We start from the raw sequence: 19,228 nt of genomic DNA, 5'->3' as shown, positions 1-19,228 counted from the left end.
ATTGAGGTCCGCAGTCTTGTCGGAGGGCGGTCCTAAACTCGCCATGCCCGGTCGTCAGACGGCCGGACATCACGCAGAAGGGACTCCGATCGCGATGCGATTCGTGCACACCGCCGACTGGCAACTCGGCATGACGCGGCGCTGGCTCGCGGGCGATGCGCAACCGCGCTACTCGGCCGCTCGGCGCGACGCGGTGGCCGGCCTCGGGTCGTTGGCGGTCGGTGCGGAATTCGTCGTGGTGTCCGGCGACGTCTTCGAAGACAACCAGCTGGCGCCTGCTGTCGTCAGTCAGTCGCTGGAAGCCATGCGCGCCATTGGAATTCCCGTCTACCTGTTGCCCGGCAACCACGATCCCCTCAACGCGGCATCGGTGTACACCAGCGCACTCTTCACCACCGAATGCCCGGCCAACGTCACGGTGCTCGACCGGGCCGGCATCCACGAGGTCCGACCCGGCCTGCAGATCGTGGCCGCGCCGTGGCGGTCCAAGGTGCCGACCACCGACCTGGTCGCCGAGGTGCTCGCGGACCTTCCGGCCGATGGCGTGATTCGGGTCCTGGTCGCACACGGCGGCGTCGACGTGCTCGACCCCGACCCCACCAAGCCGTCACTGATTCGGCTGTCCGGCGTGGAGGACGCACTGAACCGCGGTGCCATTCACTACGTGGCGCTCGGCGACAAGCATTCGCTGACCGACGTGGGCAGTACGGGCCGCGTCTGGTACTCGGGTTCCCCTGAGGTCACCAACTTCGACGACGTCGAAGCCGATCCCGGCCACGTGCTGATCGTCGACATCGACGAGGCGGACCCGCGGCATCCGGTGACCGTCGATGCCCCGCGCGTAGGCCGCTGGCGGTTCAGCACGCTGAACCGCAACGTGGACAACAGCCGCGACATCGCCGATCTGGACATGAACCTCGACCTGATGCCCGACAAGGACCGAACGGTGTTGCGGCTGGCGCTGATTGGCTCGTTGACGGTCACCGACCGCGCCGTGCTGGACGCATGCCTGGACAAGTATTCGCGACTGTTCGCGTCGCTGCGGGTGTGGGAGAGCCACAGCGACCTGGCGGTGATCCCGGCCGACGGTGAATTCAGCGACCTCGGCATCGGCGGGTTCGCCGCCGCGGCGGTCGAGGAGTTGATGGTGATGGCCCGTGGCGGCGATGACGAGACCGCCGGTGACGCCCAGGCAGCGCTCGCACTGTTGTTGCGGCTGAGCGACCACGGTCAGCAGAGTCGAGGTGCGGCGTGAAACTGCATCGCCTGGTCTTGAAGAACTACCGCGGAATCGACCACCGCGAGATCGACTTTCCCGATCACGGAGTGGTGGTGGTGTCCGGGGCCAACGAGGTCGGCAAGTCGTCCATGGTCGAGGCGCTCGATCTACTGCTGGAATCTAAGGACCGCTCGACGAGGAAAGAAGTCAAACAGGTCAAGCCGACGCACGCCGATGTCGGTTCCGAGATCACCGCCGAGATCAGCGCGGGCGCTTACCGGTTCATCTATCACAAACGCTTTCACAAAAAGCCCGAGACGCAGTTGACGGTGCTCGAGCCGCGTCGCGAGCAGCACAGCGGCGACGAGGCGCACGATCGCGTGCAGGCAATGCTGGCCGAGACCGTGGACACCGAGTTGTGGCATGCGCAAAGGGTTTTGCAGTCTGCGGCCACTGACGCTGTGAATCTCTCGGGGTGCGACGCGTTGACCCGTGCTCTCGATGTCGCCGCCGGCGACACGGCCGCGCTGTCGGGCAACGAGCCGCTGCTGATCGAGCGCATCGACAGTGAATTCGCCCGCTACTTCACCCCCACCGGCCGGCCCACGGGTGAGTGGACCGTCGCCATCAAGGCACTCGACGCCGCCACCCAGGAGGTCGAGCGGTGTGCCGCCGCGGTCGCGGAGGTCGACGACCGCGTCCAGCGGCACGCCGTGCTGACGCTCGAGTTGGCCGAGCTGGCCGAGCGGCGCGCTGTCGCCGCCACCCGGCATGCCGCGGCGCAGGCCGCGGCGGATGCGATCGCCCGGCTGACCGAGCAGGTGCGCGAGGCCGAGTTGATCGCCGCCGCCGCGACCGCGGAGAGCGCCGCGTCGACCGCGGAGCACGCCGAGCGGGTCCGGCTTCGAGGCGAAAACGATTCGCGCTCAGCCGCTGTCGCTGGGCTGACGGACGAAGCCCGTGAGGCCACCGAGGCGCAGGCACTCGCGCGCGACGTCACCGTCGATGCCGACGCGGCCGTTGAGCAGGCCGACCTGGGCATGGTTGCCGCCCGAGAGCGGGCCGACGGCGCCCGGCAGCAGGTCGACGATCTGGCCCGCCGTGAGGAGACGCAACGACTGACCGGCAAGCTCGCGAAAATCGACGCCGCGCTGCGTGAGCGAGACGCGGTCGCCGCGGAGCTGTCCGTGATCACCGTGACCGAGGACCTGCTCCGCCAGATCGAACAGGCCGCCGCGTCCGTCGACCGGGCTGAGGGTCAACTCGCATTGGTTTCGGCGACAGTCGAATTCGTCGCCATCGCCGACCTCGAATTGGTCGCCGGCGATCAGCGGGTGTCGCTGGCCGCCGGTGAAAGCTGGTCGACGGTGGCGAACTCCGCCACCGAGGTGCAGATCCCCGGCGTCGTGACCACCCGTGTCACACCCGGCGCGTCCGCGCTGGAGATCCAGGAGAAATTCGCTGCGGCACAAGGGAACCTGACCGAGGCGCTGACGGCCGCGAAGATAAGCGACCTGGACGCGGCCCGGCAAGCCGACCAGCGACGCCGCGAACTACAGAGCCTTCGCGACCAGCTCACCGCAACGCTGGCCGGGTTGACCGGTGACGATGACGTCGAGGAGCTGCGCGCCCGATTGGCCGAATTACAGGACCTGCCGGCGGTTTCCGACGATATCGACGCAGCCGCCGCGCGCGCAGAACTCCTCGAGGCGGTTGCCGCCCGCGCGCAGGCGGAGGTCGACTGCGACACCCATCGTAAGGTGGCCGCGCTGGCGTTGAAGAAACTCAACGACGTCACCGCGCAGGCCACGCGTCTGCACGACAAGCTGGTCACCCAGCGCGCCGAGTTGGTCACCGTGGCCGACCGGTTGGCCGAGCAGCGTGCGTCCGTCGCCGATGAGCAACTGGCCGCGGCCGTCGATGCCCACGCGGCGGCGGCGCAGGCCGCCACCGGCCGGGTGGCTGAACTGTCCCGGGAGTTGGCTGCCAAGGTGCCCGACGCGGTGGCCGCGGAGTTGGCCGACGCCGTCGAGGAGACGACGGGGCTTCGTCAGCGCATCGGCGAGGTCGAGCGCACTCTGCACGAGATCGCCGCGCAGCTAGCAGTTTTCGGTACCGAAGGCCGCCAGGGCAAGCTCGACGCGGCCGAGATCGACGCCGAGCACGCCCGCGGCGAGCATGACCGGGTCGGTCGTCGGGCCCGGGCGGTGCAGCTCCTGCGTACCGTGATGACGCGACACCGCGACACCACCCGACTGCGCTATGTCGAGCCGTTCCGCGCCGAACTGGAGCGACTCGGGCGGCCGGTGTTCGGGCCGAGCTTCGAGGTCGACATCGACAGCGACCTGTGCATCCTCACCCGCACGCTCGCCGGGCGGACCGTGCCGTACGAGTCGCTGTCCGGTGGGGCCAAGGAACAACTCGGCATCCTGGCGCGGTTGGCCGGTGCGGCGTTGGTCGCCAAAGAGGACGCCGTGCCGATCCTGATCGACGACGCGCTCGGCTTCACCGACCCCGAGCGACTGGTCAAGATGGCCGCGGTGTTCGACACACTGGGGGAGCGCGGGCAGGTGATCGTCTTGACCTGCACGCCGGCCCGCTACGACGGCGTCAAGGATGCCCGGCGAATCGAGCTGTGCGCCTAGGGGATTGAGCTCAGAGGTTTGAGAGGCTGTTTTCCGAAATGTCCAGAGAACATCGCGAGCCAACTAAGGCAACCGCCAAACATCTGTATGCGAATGCAATCAAGTGCGCGTTTCCTGGTTGCGGCGCGCCGCTTTACAAGAACTATATTGATGGCAGGCCGCGCACTCTAAACACTCGTATCGCGCACATTCGTGCACGCAGTGAAGGCGGGCCGCGGTGGAGCGACGAAATGTCCGAGCCGGAAAATCGATGCGCAGAGAACCTGCTTATTCTCTGCATACCCCATGCGGATGCGGTCGATCGAAAAGAACTTGTCGAAGAATTCAGATTCGAAGTACTTCACGAATGGAAGCAGGAACAGATCGCGCTCTACGACAACGCGGTTCGGGCAGCTACTGGCGGCGAAGTTGGAGTGCAACTGACCGACGAGGAGGCCGCCGATGTCATCGAGCAATCGGCTAACCCGTCATCGTCATCCATCGTTATTTATGGCGACATCAACAACGGTGGATGGGGGGGGCACCGCACCTGGCAGCGGCGGGGGTGGGGGCGGCGTTATGGCCATCGGTGGAGACGTATTCAGCGGCGTCGCGGGGCACGGGGGGGACGGCAGACCGAAAATCTCAAACGATGGTCGGCCGGGCGAAGGATATGGCAGCGGAGGAGGCGGAGGAGGTGCTAGCTGGACCGCTCCGCTTCCGCGACCCGCACGTAAAGGTAAGGAGGGCAATGGCTTCGTCGAAGACGTGCAGCATCATGCGGATTACTCGGCACCGCCGCCCAACTGTGCTGGGCGCTGCGTAAGCGATCGCCTCGCGATGACAGCGCTCTTACTCGACAACTATGCGAGCATCGCTGGTGGCCTTGCGCAGATCGACGGCGGCGCTTGGCAAAACGTCACGGTTACTGACGACCTTCCCGTGCAGCTTCAATTTCCGGTGTTTGCAGTGATCGAAGCAGGCGGCGTTCCTTCTGGCGTGTATACATTGCTTTTCGAAGTCATTGATCCCTCAGGAGAAGTTAAGGCGCTCAGCAGCTTGGCACTTGTCGTCGACGAACCCGCTCAACTTGTCCGGGTTCCCTGCGCGTTTAATTTGACAGCACACGTTGACAACTTCGGGATCTGGTCTCTCGTGGTGAGAAGCGAGCTGGACGAGCTAGCCGCCATCGACTTAATGATCAAACCGCCAGACCCTGATGGTGGATAGCTGGGGGCTATCGAAGCCGCTCACGCCGGCGCGCTACGACGGCGTCAAGGATGCCCGGCGAATCGAGTTGTGCGCCTAGGGTTCAGCGCATGAATCCGATTGCGGTGTAATCCAAGTCGGCCAGCCCGGCCGCGCCGAAGTTGGCCAGTGAGCTGTTCACCGCGACATTGCCGGCGGACTGCACGAGCGGCAGGCTGAAACCCTCGGCCCAGATCAGCTTGTCGACCTGGTTGGCCAGCACCCGTGCCTTGGCAGGGTCCAACTCCTCGAGCGTCTGCTCAATCTTGGCGTCGATCTCGGGGCTGCCGATCTTGCCGAAGTTGCTCTCGCCTTCGGACGCGTAGATCTGTGTCAAGGCCGAGAGCGGGAAAGCGTCACCCATCCAACCGAATTGGGCCATGTCGAACGCGCCGACGTTGATGTAGTTGGTGAAGAACCCGCTGCCGGCCTTCGCCATCAACTCGAGCTTCACACCGATTGCGGCCAGGCTGTGCTGAGCGATCAGGCCGAACTGCTTGCTGGATTGCGCGTCGTAAAAAAGGTCGCGGACGACGAGTTGCTTGCCGTCCTTTTCGCGGACCTTGCCGTTGAGCTTCCAGCCCAGTGCATCCAGGTCGCGCTTGGCTTTCTCGGGGTCGTAGGCGACCACGCCGCTGTTGTCCTGGTAGCCTTGCTGACCCTCGACGTAGATGTGGTTGTTCAGCGCAGCCGGGTGACTGTTGAGCCCATGCTGGCTGACCGCGGCGATGCTCTGCCGGTCGATGCCCTCGGCGATTGCGCGACGCAGCGCGGGATCGGACAGAATCGAGCCCTTGGCGCCGTTGAACGTGACGTGATACCAACTCGGGGTCGGCGCCCGCCGGATCGAGATGCCCTTGGTGCGTCGCGCAATCGTCATCTGGTCCAGCCCGGCCAGCCCGGCCGCATCGATCGCCTTGTTCTGCAACGCCGGTATCCGGGCGGCGTCGTCGAGCACTAGGTATGTGATGCGATCCAGCCGCGGTCGCTCACCCCACCATTTGGGATTGCGCGTCAACATGATTCGCTGTTTGGTTCGGTCCAGTGACGACACCACGAACGGTCCCGCCGACGGTCCGGGCCCGGACAGCTGAGCCGTGTTGAACGCCTCAGGTGTCTCGGTCATCTTCTTCGGCAGCAGCATGGTGTTGCCGGCGAACATGCCGCGCCATTCCGCGTACGGCTTGGCGAAGGTGATCACGGCCTGCCTGTCGTCGACGCCGCGGGTCACCGACTTCACCCGCTCGCTGCCGTTGGTTCCGGCGATCGCGAAGTTCTTGTCAGCACCGCTGGTGGCGTGGATCTGACTGGCGATGTCCTCCCAACTCAGCGGGGTGCCGTCGGACCAGATCGCCTTCGGGTTGATCGTGTAGGTGACCATCTGCGGGTTGGTGCCGGTGAGTTCGACGCTACTGAAGTACTCGGTGTTGACGGACGTCGAGCCATCGGCCCCGATCACGAAGGCGCGCGGCATCGTGGCTTTCAGCATGCCGCCGACGTCGGCGGAGTTGCCGTCGATGTGCAAAGTGTTGAAGTTGGAGGGGAATTCGGTGAGCGCAAGACGCAGGTCGCCGCCGTTGCGCAGGGTCGCCGGATTCTGCGGGTTGATATCGCTGGTTGCGCCGACTGCGTTCGCAGGACCGGTGGGCACATCGTCGGCGCCCGACGAGCAGCCGGCCAGCAGGACGACCGCGAAGGCAAAAGCCAGAAGTTGCCTGAGCCGGTTACCCATGGGCCGAATCCGGTTGCGGCACAGCCGCCAACAGGCGCTGGGTGTATTCGTGTTGCGGTCGGTGGAAGATCGCGTCGCTGTCGCCCTGCTCCACGATCGCTCCGCGCAGCATCACCACGACGTCGTGGGCCAGCTGCTTGACCACCGAGAGATTGTGCGAGACAAACAGATACGACAAGCCGAGTTCCTGCTGCAGATCGAGCAGCAGGTTGAGGATACCGGCCTGAATGGACACGTCGAGGGCGGACACCGGCTCGTCGAGGGCCAGAATCTTGGGCCGCAGCGCCAGCGCCCGCGCGATCCCGATGCGCTGCTTCTGCCCGCCGGAGAACTCCGCCGGGTAGCGGCTGGCGTCACCGTGCCGCAGCCCGACCGTGTCGAGCAACTCGGCCACCCGCGAACGGGTGTCGGCCTTGCTGAGGCCGTTGGCGTGCAACGGCTCCGCGAGCAGATCGAAGACCGGCAGCCGAGGGTCCAGCGCCGCGGCCGGGTCTTGGAAGATGACCTGGATGTCGCGGCGCAACTCCCGCCGCTTAGCCGTATTCAGTGTCGCGACGTCGGTGCCGAGCACTTCGATCGAACCCGACTGCGGCGCAACCAGTTCAAGGATCTCGTGCAGCGTCGTCGACTTGCCCGATCCCGACTCGCCCACGATGGCCAGCGTGCGGCCCTGCTTCAGTTCGAAGCTGACGCCGTCGACTGCGCGGACTTCGCCGACGTTGCGGCGAAACAACACGCCCTTGGTCAGCGGGTAGGTCTTGATCAGGTCGCGGACCCGGACGACGACGGGCGGGTCGCTCGGGCCGGCGGTGTCGGCGGGCACGCTGACGCCGTAGACGTCCGCGGCGCTGCGTCCGACGACGTGCTCGGTGCGAATGCAGGCCGCGAGATGTTCGGGGGCCACCGGCAGCAGCTTCGGCTCCGCGGTGCGGCATTCGTCGACGACGAGGGGACAGCGCGGTGCGAACGGGCAGCCCGGGTCAAGCGCGGTCAACGCCGGGGGTGCGCCCGGTATCGGGACCAACCTGGTGCCCTGCGCGGCGTCCAACCGCGGCACCGACCCCAAAAGGCCAACGGTGTAGGGCATTCGGCGATCGCGGTAGACGTCGTTGACGGCCGCCGACTCGACGATCCGGCCGGCGTACATCACCAGCGCCCGGTCGGCGAATTCGCCCACCACGCCCAGGTCGTGGGTGATCAGCAGCACCCCGGCGCCGGTGACGTCGCGCGCGGTCTTCAGCACCTCGAGAATCTGCGCCTGCACGGTGACGTCGAGCGCGGTCGTCGGCTCGTCGCAGATCAGCAGATCGGGGTCGTTGGCGATGGCGATGGCGATGACCACCCGCTGTCGTTCGCCGCCGGACAGTTCGTGCGGGAAAGAGCGCGCACGCTTTTCGGGCTGCTTGATGCCGACCAGTTCGAGCAGCTCCACCGCGCGCTGGCGGGCCGCTCGCTTCCCAGTGCGTGGCTGGTGTATCTCAATGGCCTCGGCGATCTGATCGCCGACGGTGTAGACCGGCGTCAGCGCCGACATCGGGTCCTGGAACACCATGCCGATGGCGTTACCGCGAAATCGCGACATCGCGTCGTCGGGCAGCCCGATGAGCTCACGGTCCTGCAACGTCACCGAGCCGTGGACGTCGGCGTACTCCGGCAGCAGCGACACCACCGCCATTGCCGCCGTCGACTTGCCCGATCCGGATTCCCCTACGAGCGCCACCACCTCGCCGGCGTCGACGTGAAAATCTATGCCGCGCACCGCCTTCAGTGGCGGTCCGTCGGTCGGGAAACTGACCGCCAGGTTGGTCACGTCGAGCAGGCGGGTCACGGGCGACCCCCTCGGGACGCGGGATCGAGCGCATCGCGCAAGCCGTCACCGGTCACGTTGGCGCACATCAGGATCAGCACCAGCACCCCGGCCGGGAACAGGAAGACCCACGGAAATGTCGTCGCCGACTGAGTACCGTCGGCGATCAGCGTTCCCAGCGACACGTCCGGGGGCTGGACGCCGAACCCGAGAAAGCTCAGCCCGGTCTCGGCCAGGATCGCGACGGCGACGTTCAGCGCCGCGTCGATGATCAGAATCGACGCCACGTTCGGCACCACGTGATGAGTAATGATCCGGCGATTCGATACGCCCATATACCTTGCGGCGCGGATGAATTCGCGCTCACGCAGGCTCATTGTCATGCCTCGGACCATCCGTGAGCTGACCATCCAGCCGAAACCGGCGAGCAGCAACACGAGCACGGCGACGTTGCCAGAGCTCTTGGTGCGGGGTGTCAGGATCATGATCAGCAGGAACGCGGGCACCACCAGCATGAGGTCGACGAACCACATCAACGCGCGGTCGCGCCAACCACCGAAGTAGCCGGCGATCGAGCCCACGGTCGCCGCGATACCGGTGGAGATCACCGCCACGCACACCGCGATCAGCATCGACTTCTGCATGCCGCGCAACGTCTGAGCTAGCAGATCCTGGCCAAGGGCGTTGGTGCCCAACCAGTGTCGGGCGTTTGGCGGCTGCAGCAGCGCGTCGAAGTCGAGGTCACCGTAGGAGAACGGCAGGAACGACGGCGCCGTGTAGCAGCCGACGAACAGCACGAGCAGCACCAGCAGCGCAGCCACCGCCGAGCGGCGACGCAGGAAACGCCGCAGCACCAACGTCCGCCGCGACGCGAACTCCGGAGCGGTGGCCGTCATGACACCCGCACCCTCGGGTCCAGCGCCGCGTAGATGAAGTCGGAGAGCAGACCCGCGAGCAACACCACGGCGCCGGCGAAGACGGTGATCGCCGCGACGATATTGGCGTCCTGGGTCGCGACGCCCTGCACCATCCATTCGCCCATGCCGTGCCAGCCGAAGATCTTCTCGACGAACACGGCCCCGGTCACCAATCCGGCAACGCCGTAGGCGAAGAGCGTCGCCAGCGGGATCAGCGCGGTTCGCAGCCCGTGCTTGATCAGGGCGCGGCGCCGGGTCAAGCCCTTGGCCCGTGCGGTGCGGATGAAATCTTGGCCGAGAACGTCGAGCATGGCGTTGCGCTGATACCGGCTGAATCCGGCCGCGGAGCCGAGCGTCAGCGTGATCGTCGGTAAGGCCAAGTGCTGCAAGCGATCCACGAATCGCGCCCCGGCGCCGTCGATCAATGCCGGCGAGGTTTCCCCGGTGTACTGGAACAGTTGCCAGCCCAGCGCCCAGTTCACCCGAAGCGCGCCGAGGATCAGCAGGTTGGCAATCACGAACGTCGGCGCCGAGAGCACCAGCAACGACAGCAGAGTGATCACGCGGTCGCTGATGCGGTACTGCCGAATCGCCCCCCACGCGCCCAGGGCGACGCCGATCAGGGTGCCGGCCAGCGAGCCGATCAACAGCAGCCGCAGGCTGACGCCGATGCGCCGAGGCAGTTCTTTCGACACCGGTTGACCGGTGATTGTGGAGCCGAAGTCGCCGCGCACCGCGTGCGACACCCAATTCGCGTAGCGCAGCGGGATCGGCTTGTCGAGCCCCAACTGCGCGGCCTTGGCGTCGATCACGGCCTGCGGCGGGCGCGGGCTGCGCTGCATGAGACTCTCCAGCGGCGAGAACGCCACCGACGTCAGACAGAAGGTCAGGAACGACGCCAGCGTCAGCAGCACCACGTAATTCAAGACGCGACGAGCCAGGAAGCGGGTCATGGCTACCGGCCTCGCCCCTGTCGCATTCGCACAGACTAAGAGATTGCGATCCGTTTGATCCGGACCGGTGATTCGCGGGGCGTCGCGTCGTACCGTCGGGGAGATGAGCGCGACCGAGGGCTACCTGGCCAACAACGCCGCCTACGCGAAGTCTTTCGACGGGCCTTTGCCGCTGCCCCCGAGCAAGCACGTAGCCGTCCTTGCCTGCATGGATGCCCGAATCGACGTGTATCGCGTCCTCGGCATCAACGAGGGGGAGTCGCACGTCATCCGCAACGCCGGCGGCGTCGTCACCGATGACGCGATCCGCTCGCTGGCCATCAGTCAGCGGCTGTTGGGCACCACCGAGATCATCCTGATCCACCACACCGACTGCGGCATGTTGACCTTCACCGACGACGACTTCAAGCGCACGATCCAGGACGAGACCGGGGTCAAGCCGCCGTGGTCGGCCGAGGCCTTCCCCGACCTCGCCGAGGACGTGCGGCAGTCGCTGCAGCGCATCGAGAACAGCCCGTTCGTCACCAAGCACACGTCGGTCCGCGGCTTCATCTTCGACGTCGCCACCGGCAAGCTCGATGAAGTCACGCTCTAACCTCGTGCGCCGAGTGTGAATCCACGGCGAAAATCGCCCCGAAATCTTGCGCTGATTTCACACTCGACGAGTTGTCGGTCGGTCATCGGACACTCGTCCGCATGGGCACACCCTTCGTCGGCTCCGAGGCGGTCGCCGCGGGCGCCGTGACGCCATATCAACTGCGCACCCAGTTTTCGGCGATCTATCCCGACGTCTACGTGGCCGGCGGTGTCGTACTGCCGGCAACCACCCGGGCCCACGCCGCGTGGCTGTGGTCGCGGCGGCGCGGCGTTGTCGCGGGCCAGTCTGCAGCCGCTCTGCACGGTGCGAGGTGGGTGAACGCCAAGCGCCCTGCGGAGCTGATTTACGACAACCGTCATGTGCCACCCCTGATCAGGACATGGCGGGATCGCTTCGAAGACGATGAGTTGGGGCTTATGAACGGCGTGACTGCGACCAACCCCGCGCGTACGGCACTCGACATCGCGTCTCGCTACCCGACTGGACCGGCAGTCGCGGCGATCGATGCGCTCGCCCGGGCGACAAGTCTCAAGACTGCAGAAGTCGAGCTACTCGCGCAACGCTACGCAGGTCGACGAGGCATCCGAAAAGCGCGAATTGCCTTGAGCATGGTGGACGCCGGCGCTGAGTCGCCCCGCGAAACCTGGCTCAGGCTCATCCTGGTTCGGGCAGGGTTCCCCGCGCCGCGTACCCAGATTCCGGTGTACGACAACTACGGCCAACTTATTGCGGAGCTCGACATGGGCTGGGAGCACATCAAACTCGCGGTGGAGTACGACGGCGACCAGCATTGGACGAGTCGTCGGCAGTTCACCAGGGACATCACGCGCTCCGAATGCCTCAACGACCTCGGCTGGACCGCTGTGCGGGTAACGGCGGAGGACACCGAAGGGGGCGTGATCGCCCGGGTGTCGACCGCGTGGGAGCGTCGAGTGTGAAACTTCTGCGACAAAATCCTCAATTTTTCGCGGACGATTCACACTCGGCGGACGCGTAACTGCACAGTCGGCGAACAACGCGGCTACCAACACCGCAACGAATTCGTTGACAGACGTCCCCGCCGCTGGTTACATACTCGGTAATGTCTGTAATCTTGACCAAATCTACCAACTTTACCGAGAATGTGGAGAGTAGATGGTGAGCCAAGACGCGCCCGCCGCCGGGCAGTACGAGTTGAGCCATCTGCGCTCGCTGGAGGCCGAGGCGATTCACATCATTCGCGAGGTGGCCGCCGAGTTCGAGCGGCCGGTGCTGCTGTTCTCCGGCGGCAAGGACTCGATCGTGATGCTGCATCTGGCGCTCAAGGCGTTCGCGCCCGGGCGCCTGCCGTTCCCGGTGATGCACGTCGACACCGGCCACAACTTCGACGAGGTGATCGCCACCCGTGACGAGCTGGTCGAAGAAACCGGCGTGCGGTTGGTGGTGGCCAAGGTGCAGGACGACATCGACGCCGGCCGGGTCGTCGAGACCATCCCCTCGCGCAACCCCCTGCAGACCGTCACGCTGCTGCGGGCCATCCGGGAGAACAGCTTCGACGCGGCGTTCGGCGGTGCCCGCCGCGACGAGGAGAAGGCACGCGCCAAGGAACGGGTGTTCAGCTTCCGCGACGAGTTCGGCCAGTGGGACCCCAAGGCACAACGGCCCGAGCTGTGGAACATCTACAACGGCCGCCACCACAAGGGTGAACACATCCGGGTGTTCCCGCTGTCCAACTGGACCGAGTTCGACATCTGGTCCTACATCGGCGCGGAGAAGATCAAGCTGCCGTCGATCTACTACGCCCACCAGCGCAAGGTCTTCCTGCGCGACGGGATGCTGCTGGCGGTCGACCGCCACCTACAACCCCGCAGCGACGAGAAGGTCGTCGAGAAGACGGTCCGCTTCCGCACCGTCGGCGACGTCACCTGCACCGGCTGTGTGGAATCCGAGGCGGCCACCGTCGCCGAAGTGGTTGCCGAGACAGCGGTTTCGCGACTCACCGAGCGCGGCGCCACCCGCGCCGACGACCGGATCTCCGAAGCCGGCATGGAGGACCGCAAGAGGCAGGGGTACTTCTGATGGGCGCGTCAACGACACTGCTGCGCATCGCGACCGCCGGTTCGGTCGACGACGGCAAGTCCACGCTGATCGGGCGGCTGCTCTACGACTCCAAAGCCGTGATGGACGACCAGTGGGCCTCGGTCGAGCGCACGTCAAAGGACCGCGGTCACGAATACACCGACCTGTCGCTGGTGACCGATGGACTGCGCGCCGAGCGCGAACAGGGCATCACGATCGACGTCGCCTACCGCTACTTCGCTACTCCCAAGCGAAAATTCATCATCGCTGACACCCCGGGCCACATCCAGTACACCCGCAACATGGTGACCGGCGCGTCCACCGCGCAGCTGGCGATCGTGCTGGTCGACGCGCGCCACGGCTTGCTCGAGCAGTCCCGCCGGCATACCTTCCTGGCGTCGCTGCTCGGCATCGAGCACATCGTGCTCGCGGTCAACAAGATGGACCTGATCGACTGGGACAAGGATGCTTTCGAGGCGATCCGCGACGAGTTCCACGCCTTCGCGACCCGACTCGACGTCCAGGACGTGCTGACGATCCCGATGTCGGCACTGCACGGTGACAACGTGGTCAGCAAGTCCGAGCACACGCCGTGGTACGACGGACCCGCACTGCTGTCGCATCTCGAAGAGGTTTATGTCGCGGCTGATCGAAACCTCGTCGACGTCCGGTTCCCGGTGCAATACGTCATCCGGCCGCAGACCAAAGAGCACCAGGACCACCGCAGCTACGCCGGCACGGTCGCGAGCGGGGTGATGCGCCCGGGCGACGACGTCGTCGTGCTGCCCACCGGCAAGCCGACCCGCATCACCGCGATCGAGGGCCCCAATGGTCCTGTGGCCGAGGCATTTCCGCCGATGGCCGTGTCGGTGAGTTTGGCCGACGACATCGATATCTCGCGTGGCGACATGATCGCGCGGCCCTCCAACGCGCCGCGCATCACCCAGGAATTCGACGCGACCGTGTGCTGGATGGCTGACGCCGCGGCGCTCGAACCGGGCCGCGACTACCTGATCAAGCACACCACTCAGACCACCCGGGTGCGGGTCACCGCGTTGGACTACCGGCTCGACGTCAACACACTGCGCCGTGACAAGGATGCAAAGGCGTTGCAGCTCAACGAGCTTGGTCGCGTCTCGCTGCGCTCCCAGGTTCCGCTGCTGCTCGACGAGTACACCCGCAATGCCAGCACCGGATCGTTCATCCTGATCGACCCGCACACCAACGGCACGGTCGCCGCGGGCATGGTGCTGCGTGAGGCGACCTCGCTGGCGTCGAGCCCCAACACCGTCCGGCACGCGAACCTGGTCACCGCGACGGACCGCCTCACCCGCGGTCGGACGTTGTGGTTCACCGGTTTGTCGGCGTCGGGTAAGTCGTCGGTGGCCATGCTGGTCGAGCGCAAGCTGCTCGAAAAAGGCGTTCCCGCTTTTGTTCTCGACGGCGACAACCTGCGGCACGGTCTGAACGCCGATCTCGGTTTCAGCATGGCAGACCGAGCAGAGAATCTGCGGCGGCTGGCGCACGTCGCCGCGCTGATCGCGGACTCCGGACAGGTCGTGCTGGTGCCGGCGATCAGTCCGCTGGCCGAGCATCGCGCCTTGGCGCGCGGCGTGCACGCCGACGCCGGGCTCGACTTCGTCGAGATTTTCTGCGACACCCCACTGGAAGACTGCGAGCGCCGCGACCCCAAAGGCCTTTACGCTAAGGCGCGGGCGGGTGAGATCACGCACTTCACCGGGATCGACAGCCCCTACCAGCGACCGAAGAATCCGGACCTGCGTCTCGTCCCGGATCGCAGCCTCGACGAGCTCGCGCAGCTCGTCATCGACCTGATCGAGGAAAGGCCATGACCGATCACGAGCTCGCGGCGCGACTGGCCACCGAAGCGGGTCGACTTCTGCTCGGGGTGCGCGAGGAACTCGCCGACGCGACCGAGGCGGACCGAAAAGCCGCCGGGGACAAGCGCTCTCATGACTACCTGATGGAAGCGCTGACCCGCGAGCGGCCGGACGACGCGGTGCTCTCCGAGGAAGGCGTCGACGACCCGGTTCGGCTGAACGCCCAACGGGTGTGGATCGTCGACCCGCTGGACGGCACTCGGGAATTCTCCGAACTCGGCCGCGAAGACTGGGCCGTGCACGTCGCGCTGTGGCAATCCGGCGCGCTCGTCGCCGGCGCGGTGGCGTTGCCCGCGCAGGGTGTCACGCTGGCCACCCCGGATCCCGTTCCGCCACCGGCGTATTCGGGCGAGCCGCGGATCGTCGTCTCCCGCACCCGTCCGCCGGAAATCGCGCTCAAAGTGCGCGAGGCGCTGAACGGCACGCTGGTGCCGATGGGATCGGCGGGCGCGAAGGTCGCCGCCGTCATCCAGGGCATCGCCGACGTCTACGTCCACGCCGGTGGCCAGTACGAGTGGGACTCGGCCGCACCGGTCGCGGTCGCGCGCGCCGCCGGGCTGCACACCTCCCGCATCGACGGGTCGCCGCTGGAGTACAACCGCTCCGACCCGACGTTGCCGGACCTGATCGTGTGCCGCCCCGAATACGCCGACGCGGTGCTTGCCGTTACCAGCTGAGTGGTGACCGGGTGGGAGAATCTCATTCCATGCGGATGTCGGCGAAGGCGGAATACGCGGTGCGGGCGATGGTGGAACTGGCCACCGCCAGCGACGGCGTTCGCATGACCACCGACGAGCTGGCCACCGCGCAGGGCATCCCACCGCAGTTTCTCGTCGACATCCTGTCCGCGCTGCGCGCCGATCACCTGGTACGCAGTCACCGTGGCCGCGACGGCGGATACGAATTATCGCGTCCCGGAACCGAAATCAGCATTGCCGACGTGCTGCGCTGCATCGACGGCCCGCTGGCCAGCGTTCGCGACATCGGCCTGGGCGATCTGCCGTACTCCGGCGCGACCGCGGCGCTGACCGACGTCTGGCGGGCGTTGCGGGCCAGCATGCGCTCGGTGCTCGAGGAGACCAGCCTGGCCGACGTCGCCGCCGGTTCATTGCCCGAACATGTCGGCCGCCTGGCCGACGACTACCGCGACCAGCAGGCGCTACGTCGTGGACCCCGCTCCGCGAGCTAACTGCCCGAGCCGTACGGCCGGGTGATGATTTCGAGGTAGTGACCTGCGGGGTCCTGGAAGTAGACGCCGCGCCCGTCGTCGTTGGTGTTGAATTCGCCGGGCCGTTTGCCGGCCGGGTCGGCCCAGTGCTGCAGCCCGCGCGCGGAGATCTTGGCGTAGATCGCGTCGAAGTCGTCCTCGGAAACCAGAAACGCGTAGTGCTGCGGGCGGATCTGTTCGCTGGCGGCCACCTCGGCGTAGTCGAGGCTGGCGCCGTGCTCGAGGGTGACGACCAGGAAGGGGCCGAACGGCTGCGGGCCGGGCAGGCCGAACAGTTCGCTGACGAACTCGGCGGACTGCCGCTTGTCGTGCGCGGCGACGATGGTGTGGTTGAACGCGATGGGCATTGTGCTTGCCAGTCAACCACTCTGCCGATGTGCGTGCCAGAATCGCGATCGTGCAGGTATCGATGACCATGCCGGTAATGGAGCCGGACTTGGACGCCGCCGTGTTGCGGGAATGGGCGCGCACGATCGACGACGGACCGTTCGCGTCGTTGTGCTGGGGCGAGCGGATGGCCTTCGACAACCCCGAGACGCTGTCGTTGATGGGCGCACTGTCGGCGTGGACCGACCGCGTGCGGCTGGTGACGACGGTGATCGTGCCGCAGTTGCACGACCCGGTCATGTTGGCCAAGGCGCTGGCAACCGGCGACATGTTGTGCGGGGGACGGTTGACCGTGGGCCTCGGCGTCGGCGGCCGCGTGGAGGATTACGTCGCGGTTGGCGCCGATCCGTCGACACAGACCATCCGCGGGATGGCCGAGCGAGCCGCGGTCATGAAACGAGTCTGGGCCGGCGAGAAGGTCACCGAGTCGGTGCTGCCCGTCGGGCCCGCTCCGATGCAGGCGAGTGGCCCGCCGCTGCTGGTCGGGACGATCGGACCGAAGACGCTGCGCAGCGCCGCCGCGTGGGCTGAGGGTCTGGCCGGGACGACGCTCGATCTCGATGTCGCGAGGCAGAACGAACTTTTCGACGTCGCACGCCAGGCCTGGGCCAAGGCCGGGAAGCCCGCGCCGCACCTCGCGACGTCGTTCTGGTTCGCCTTGGGACCCGTCGAGAAAGCCCGCAAGCAGGTGCACACGCATCTGCGTCGCTACATGAACTGGATTCCGGCCGAGTACGTCGACGCGATGGCGCCGACGACCGGGTTCGCCGGCACCGAGGACGACCTGATCGCCGTGCTGCGCGCGTTCGAAGCCGTCGGCACCGACGAAATTCAGCTCATCCCAACGAGTTCCGATACCGACCAGCTGCGCCGCGCCGCGGAGATCGCGAGCGCGTTCGATGCCTGAGCGCAACGTGCTGGGTGGTCCGCTGGAGCCCTGCGGCAGCGAACCGCTCACCGGCTTCTACCGCGACGGCTGCTGCTCGACCGGGCCCGAAGACATTGGTCGGCACACGATCTGCGCGGTGGTCACCGCCGAGTTTCTCGAGCATCAACGCTCGATCGGCAACGACCTCTCAACGCCCATGCCGCAGTTCAGGTTTCCCGGGCTGGTGCCCGGTGATCGCTGGTGCGTGACCGCCGGCAACTGGCTGGTGGCCTACCGCGACGGCCGCGCCGCACCCGTGGTGCTGGCGTCGACGCACGAGCGAACGCTCGACATCGTTCCGGTCGAGGCGTTGCAGGAGCACGCCGTCGACGTTCCCGACGATCTGGGCGGCCTGTAGTTCTCAGTCGAAGAGTTGCATCAACTGCTCGACGGCGTCGTCGTCGGCGCGCCCACGCTGCTGGAGTTCCAGGATGCAGTAGACCGTGAGATCGACGGATCCGTAGATGTGGAAGCCGATCATCGCCAGGTGCGAAAGTTGTTCGCTGGTCATGCGTTCCGGGTGGGCGAGGTCGCGAATGTAGACCAGGTCGGCCTCGAGAACCTGATTGCCTGGAGCGTAGAAATTGTTGTCGAACACCGTGGGTGCGATCGCCCAACGCTTCACGTCCGCGATGGAATGTGGCATGAATCCCTGCGACCGCAGCTCGTTGTCCACGTCGCCGAAGGTTGGTTGACCGTGATACAGCGGCACCAACGACATTTCGGTTTGCACGGCGACCGCATTCTCGAGCCGACCGCGGCCGTTCTGGAACACCATCAGCTCCGAGCCCTGGACGTCGATCTTGAGCAGATCGAAGTCGTCGATATCGAGATCGTCGAGCCGGTGCGTCTGGACGTCGTGTTCCTCGAGGACCGCGCCCAGGTCAGCGAACGGGTGAAACAGTCGCAGCTGGTTGCGGTCCGGAGCCAGCAGGCTGGTCATGCCCGGAGCTTTGGTGATCCTCAACCGGTGGTCGCGTCCGTCGGCGACCACCTCGGGGCGGTATTTCTCCAGCGGACCCTTGCGCTGCTGCAGCGTTGCAAGCGCCTGCTGCTGGGGCTCGAATCCGGTGACCGAACACAGGCCGTAGCCGAGCATCTCCTTGTACGGCGGGTCGCCGTCGATAGGGTTGGCGCCGATGTCGAGGATGCTGGTGAGCTTCGAGCATCGCACCAGGTCACGGAGCAGGTGCACCGAGGTCATGTGCGGATAATCGCACGCGCTTGGCGCGACTGCGAGGCGGGCGAAATAGAATGCCGGTCATGAAGCCCGTGATGATCGGAGCGGCGATTGCCGCCGCCCTGTTGACCGCGCCGCTCGGCCACGCCGACCCAGACCCACACAAGCCGGACCTCAGTGCCCACTTCTGCCCCGGTGGCGGAACCGTCGACATGATGTCGCCGACCCAGCCGTCGTGCGACGGTGTGCCCTACGAGGACGGCTCCTACTGGCGCGCCATCAACCGCGCTGCTCCGGGAGCGCCTGCGTATGTGGTCGTGCAGTGCGTGAAGCCGCCGCCACCGCCGGGGCTTTTCACCCCGCCGCAGCAGGGCCCGGTTCCCGCCGGGCCGGGCGGGTGCCAGTAGCGACTCCGAATCTGGTTGTGAAGTAAGCGATTCAAACGGTA

At 66.2% G+C, this 19,228-nt stretch carries 19 protein-coding genes; 12 read left to right on the top strand and 7 right to left on the bottom strand.

The annotated features are described in order from the left end of the window. Positions 1–94: 94 nt before the first annotated feature. Positions 95–1,255, top strand: a complete 1,161-nt coding sequence (locus PT015_RS10475; RefSeq protein WP_285190547.1) for a metallophosphoesterase family protein — start codon at positions 95–97, stop codon at positions 1,253–1,255. Then, on the top strand, positions 1,252–3,864 hold the full coding sequence (locus tag PT015_RS10470) for an AAA family ATPase (RefSeq protein WP_285190546.1): 2,613 nt from the start codon (positions 1,252–1,254) through the stop codon (positions 3,862–3,864). Before PT015_RS10475 ends, PT015_RS10470 begins: the two co-directional genes overlap by 4 nt. A 167-nt stretch (positions 3,865–4,031) precedes the next feature. Here the strand turns inward: PT015_RS10470 and PT015_RS10465 are convergent, their stop codons facing one another. Further along, positions 4,032–4,319, bottom strand: a complete 288-nt coding sequence (locus PT015_RS10465) for a hypothetical protein (RefSeq protein WP_285190545.1) — start codon at positions 4,317–4,319, stop codon at positions 4,032–4,034. Positions 4,320–4,611: 292 nt separating this feature from the next. Here PT015_RS10465 and PT015_RS10460 point away from each other — a divergent pair, with 292 nt between their 5' ends. Then, on the top strand, positions 4,612–5,073 hold the full coding sequence (locus tag PT015_RS10460) for a hypothetical protein (protein ID WP_285190544.1): 462 nt from the start codon (positions 4,612–4,614) through the stop codon (positions 5,071–5,073). A gap of 82 nt (positions 5,074–5,155) precedes the next feature. Here the strand turns inward: PT015_RS10460 and PT015_RS10455 are convergent, their stop codons facing one another. Genes PT015_RS10455 through PT015_RS10440 form a run of 4 tightly spaced genes read right to left on the bottom strand, consistent with a single transcriptional unit; the run spans position 5,156 to position 10,500 of the window. After that, complete coding sequence (locus PT015_RS10455; RefSeq protein WP_285190543.1) at positions 5,156–6,823, bottom strand: ABC transporter family substrate-binding protein; 1,668 nt, start codon at positions 6,821–6,823, stop codon at positions 5,156–5,158. Continuing rightward, on the bottom strand, positions 6,816–8,651 hold the full coding sequence (locus PT015_RS10450; RefSeq protein ID WP_285190542.1) for an ABC transporter ATP-binding protein: 1,836 nt from the start codon (positions 8,649–8,651) through the stop codon (positions 6,816–6,818). Before PT015_RS10450 ends, PT015_RS10455 begins: the two co-directional genes overlap by 8 nt. After that, complete coding sequence (locus PT015_RS10445; protein WP_285190541.1) at positions 8,648–9,526, bottom strand: ABC transporter permease; 879 nt, start codon at positions 9,524–9,526, stop codon at positions 8,648–8,650. Before PT015_RS10445 ends, PT015_RS10450 begins: the two co-directional genes overlap by 4 nt. Continuing rightward, a complete protein-coding gene (locus PT015_RS10440) occupies positions 9,523–10,500 on the bottom strand; it encodes an ABC transporter permease (RefSeq protein ID WP_285190540.1) in 978 nt (325 codons plus the stop codon). The genes PT015_RS10445 and PT015_RS10440 overlap by 4 nt, the downstream gene beginning before the upstream one ends. Before the next feature lie 103 nt (positions 10,501–10,603). Here PT015_RS10440 and PT015_RS10435 point away from each other — a divergent pair, with 103 nt between their 5' ends. From PT015_RS10435 to PT015_RS10410, 6 genes are all read left to right on the top strand, one after another. Next, on the top strand, positions 10,604–11,095 hold the full coding sequence (locus PT015_RS10435; RefSeq protein WP_285190539.1) for a beta-class carbonic anhydrase: 492 nt from the start codon (positions 10,604–10,606) through the stop codon (positions 11,093–11,095). 101 nt (positions 11,096–11,196) lie between these two features. Then, complete coding sequence (locus PT015_RS10430) at positions 11,197–12,036, top strand: DUF559 domain-containing protein (protein WP_285190538.1); 840 nt, start codon at positions 11,197–11,199, stop codon at positions 12,034–12,036. 196 nt (positions 12,037–12,232) lie between these two features. Further along, positions 12,233–13,156 (top strand): sulfate adenylyltransferase subunit CysD, encoded by a 924-nt coding sequence (gene cysD, locus PT015_RS10425; protein ID WP_285190537.1) that lies wholly within the window; start codon positions 12,233–12,235, stop codon positions 13,154–13,156. After that, entirely contained in the window at positions 13,156–15,009 is a 1,854-nt protein-coding gene (gene cysC / locus PT015_RS10420; RefSeq protein ID WP_285190536.1) for an adenylyl-sulfate kinase, read from the top strand. The genes cysD and cysC overlap by 1 nt, the downstream gene beginning before the upstream one ends. Then, the gene (locus PT015_RS10415; RefSeq protein ID WP_285190535.1) at positions 15,006–15,734 is read left to right on the top strand and encodes a 3'(2'),5'-bisphosphate nucleotidase CysQ; all 729 of its coding nucleotides are present in this window, start codon (positions 15,006–15,008) and stop codon (positions 15,732–15,734) included. The genes cysC and PT015_RS10415 overlap by 4 nt, the downstream gene beginning before the upstream one ends. 29 nt (positions 15,735–15,763) lie before the next feature. Further along, positions 15,764–16,246 (top strand): Rrf2 family transcriptional regulator, encoded by a 483-nt coding sequence (locus PT015_RS10410; RefSeq protein ID WP_285190534.1) that lies wholly within the window; start codon positions 15,764–15,766, stop codon positions 16,244–16,246. Here PT015_RS10410 and PT015_RS10405 read toward each other — a convergent pair. Then, positions 16,243–16,632: a VOC family protein gene (locus PT015_RS10405; RefSeq protein WP_285190532.1), complete on the bottom strand. Its 390-nt coding sequence runs from the start codon at positions 16,630–16,632 to the stop codon at positions 16,243–16,245. The genes PT015_RS10410 and PT015_RS10405 overlap by 4 nt on opposite strands. Before the next feature lie 62 nt (positions 16,633–16,694). On the opposite strand from PT015_RS10405, the gene PT015_RS10400 reads away from it, so the two are divergent. Both PT015_RS10400 and PT015_RS10395 read left to right on the top strand, forming a co-directional pair. Then, positions 16,695–17,579: an LLM class flavin-dependent oxidoreductase gene (locus PT015_RS10400; RefSeq protein ID WP_285191043.1), complete on the top strand. Its 885-nt coding sequence runs from the start codon at positions 16,695–16,697 to the stop codon at positions 17,577–17,579. Further along, positions 17,572–17,958, top strand: a complete 387-nt coding sequence (locus tag PT015_RS10395) for a DUF2237 family protein (RefSeq protein ID WP_285190531.1) — start codon at positions 17,572–17,574, stop codon at positions 17,956–17,958. The genes PT015_RS10400 and PT015_RS10395 overlap by 8 nt, the downstream gene beginning before the upstream one ends. Positions 17,959–17,961: 3 nt before the next feature. Here PT015_RS10395 and PT015_RS10390 read toward each other — a convergent pair whose 3' ends face one another. Then, positions 17,962–18,804, bottom strand: a complete 843-nt coding sequence (locus PT015_RS10390) for an FkbM family methyltransferase (RefSeq protein WP_285190530.1) — start codon at positions 18,802–18,804, stop codon at positions 17,962–17,964. Between the two features lie 59 nt (positions 18,805–18,863). Here PT015_RS10390 and PT015_RS10385 point away from each other — a divergent pair, with 59 nt between their 5' ends. Further along, positions 18,864–19,187 carry a hypothetical protein gene (locus tag PT015_RS10385; protein WP_285190529.1) on the top strand — a complete coding sequence of 108 codons (324 nt, stop codon included), beginning with the start codon at positions 18,864–18,866 and terminating at the stop codon, positions 19,185–19,187. The last annotated feature ends 41 nt before the right edge of the window (positions 19,188–19,228 follow it).

This window comes from Candidatus Mycobacterium wuenschmannii (assembly GCF_030252325.1).
Lineage (GTDB): Bacteria > Actinomycetota > Actinomycetes > Mycobacteriales > Mycobacteriaceae > Mycobacterium > Mycobacterium wuenschmannii.
The sequence above is the reverse complement of the archived record's forward strand: the minus strand, read 5'-3'. Positions and strand labels throughout refer to the sequence as shown.

Coding starts and splice junctions, on each gene's coding strand:
- PT015_RS10475 (WP_285190547.1), top strand. CDS start 95: ATGCGATTCGTGCACACCGCCGACTGGCAACTCGGCATGACGCGGCGC.
- PT015_RS10455 (WP_285190543.1), bottom strand. CDS start 6,823: ATGGGTAACCGGCTCAGGCAACTTCTGGCTTTTGCCTTCGCGGTCGTC.
- PT015_RS10445 (WP_285190541.1), bottom strand. CDS start 9,526: ATGACGGCCACCGCTCCGGAGTTCGCGTCGCGGCGGACGTTGGTGCTG.
- PT015_RS10440 (WP_285190540.1), bottom strand. CDS start 10,500: ATGACCCGCTTCCTGGCTCGTCGCGTCTTGAATTACGTGGTGCTGCTG.
- PT015_RS10435 (WP_285190539.1), top strand. CDS start 10,604: ATGAGCGCGACCGAGGGCTACCTGGCCAACAACGCCGCCTACGCGAAG.
- PT015_RS10430 (WP_285190538.1), top strand. CDS start 11,197: ATGGGCACACCCTTCGTCGGCTCCGAGGCGGTCGCCGCGGGCGCCGTG.
- cysD (WP_285190537.1), top strand. CDS start 12,233: ATGGTGAGCCAAGACGCGCCCGCCGCCGGGCAGTACGAGTTGAGCCAT.
- cysC (WP_285190536.1), top strand. CDS start 13,156: ATGGGCGCGTCAACGACACTGCTGCGCATCGCGACCGCCGGTTCGGTC.
- PT015_RS10415 (WP_285190535.1), top strand. CDS start 15,006: ATGACCGATCACGAGCTCGCGGCGCGACTGGCCACCGAAGCGGGTCGA.
- PT015_RS10410 (WP_285190534.1), top strand. CDS start 15,764: ATGCGGATGTCGGCGAAGGCGGAATACGCGGTGCGGGCGATGGTGGAA.
- PT015_RS10405 (WP_285190532.1), bottom strand. CDS start 16,632: ATGCCCATCGCGTTCAACCACACCATCGTCGCCGCGCACGACAAGCGG.
- PT015_RS10400 (WP_285191043.1), top strand. CDS start 16,695: ATGACCATGCCGGTAATGGAGCCGGACTTGGACGCCGCCGTGTTGCGG.
- PT015_RS10395 (WP_285190531.1), top strand. CDS start 17,572: ATGCCTGAGCGCAACGTGCTGGGTGGTCCGCTGGAGCCCTGCGGCAGC.
- PT015_RS10390 (WP_285190530.1), bottom strand. CDS start 18,804: ATGACCTCGGTGCACCTGCTCCGTGACCTGGTGCGATGCTCGAAGCTC.
- PT015_RS10385 (WP_285190529.1), top strand. CDS start 18,864: ATGAAGCCCGTGATGATCGGAGCGGCGATTGCCGCCGCCCTGTTGACC.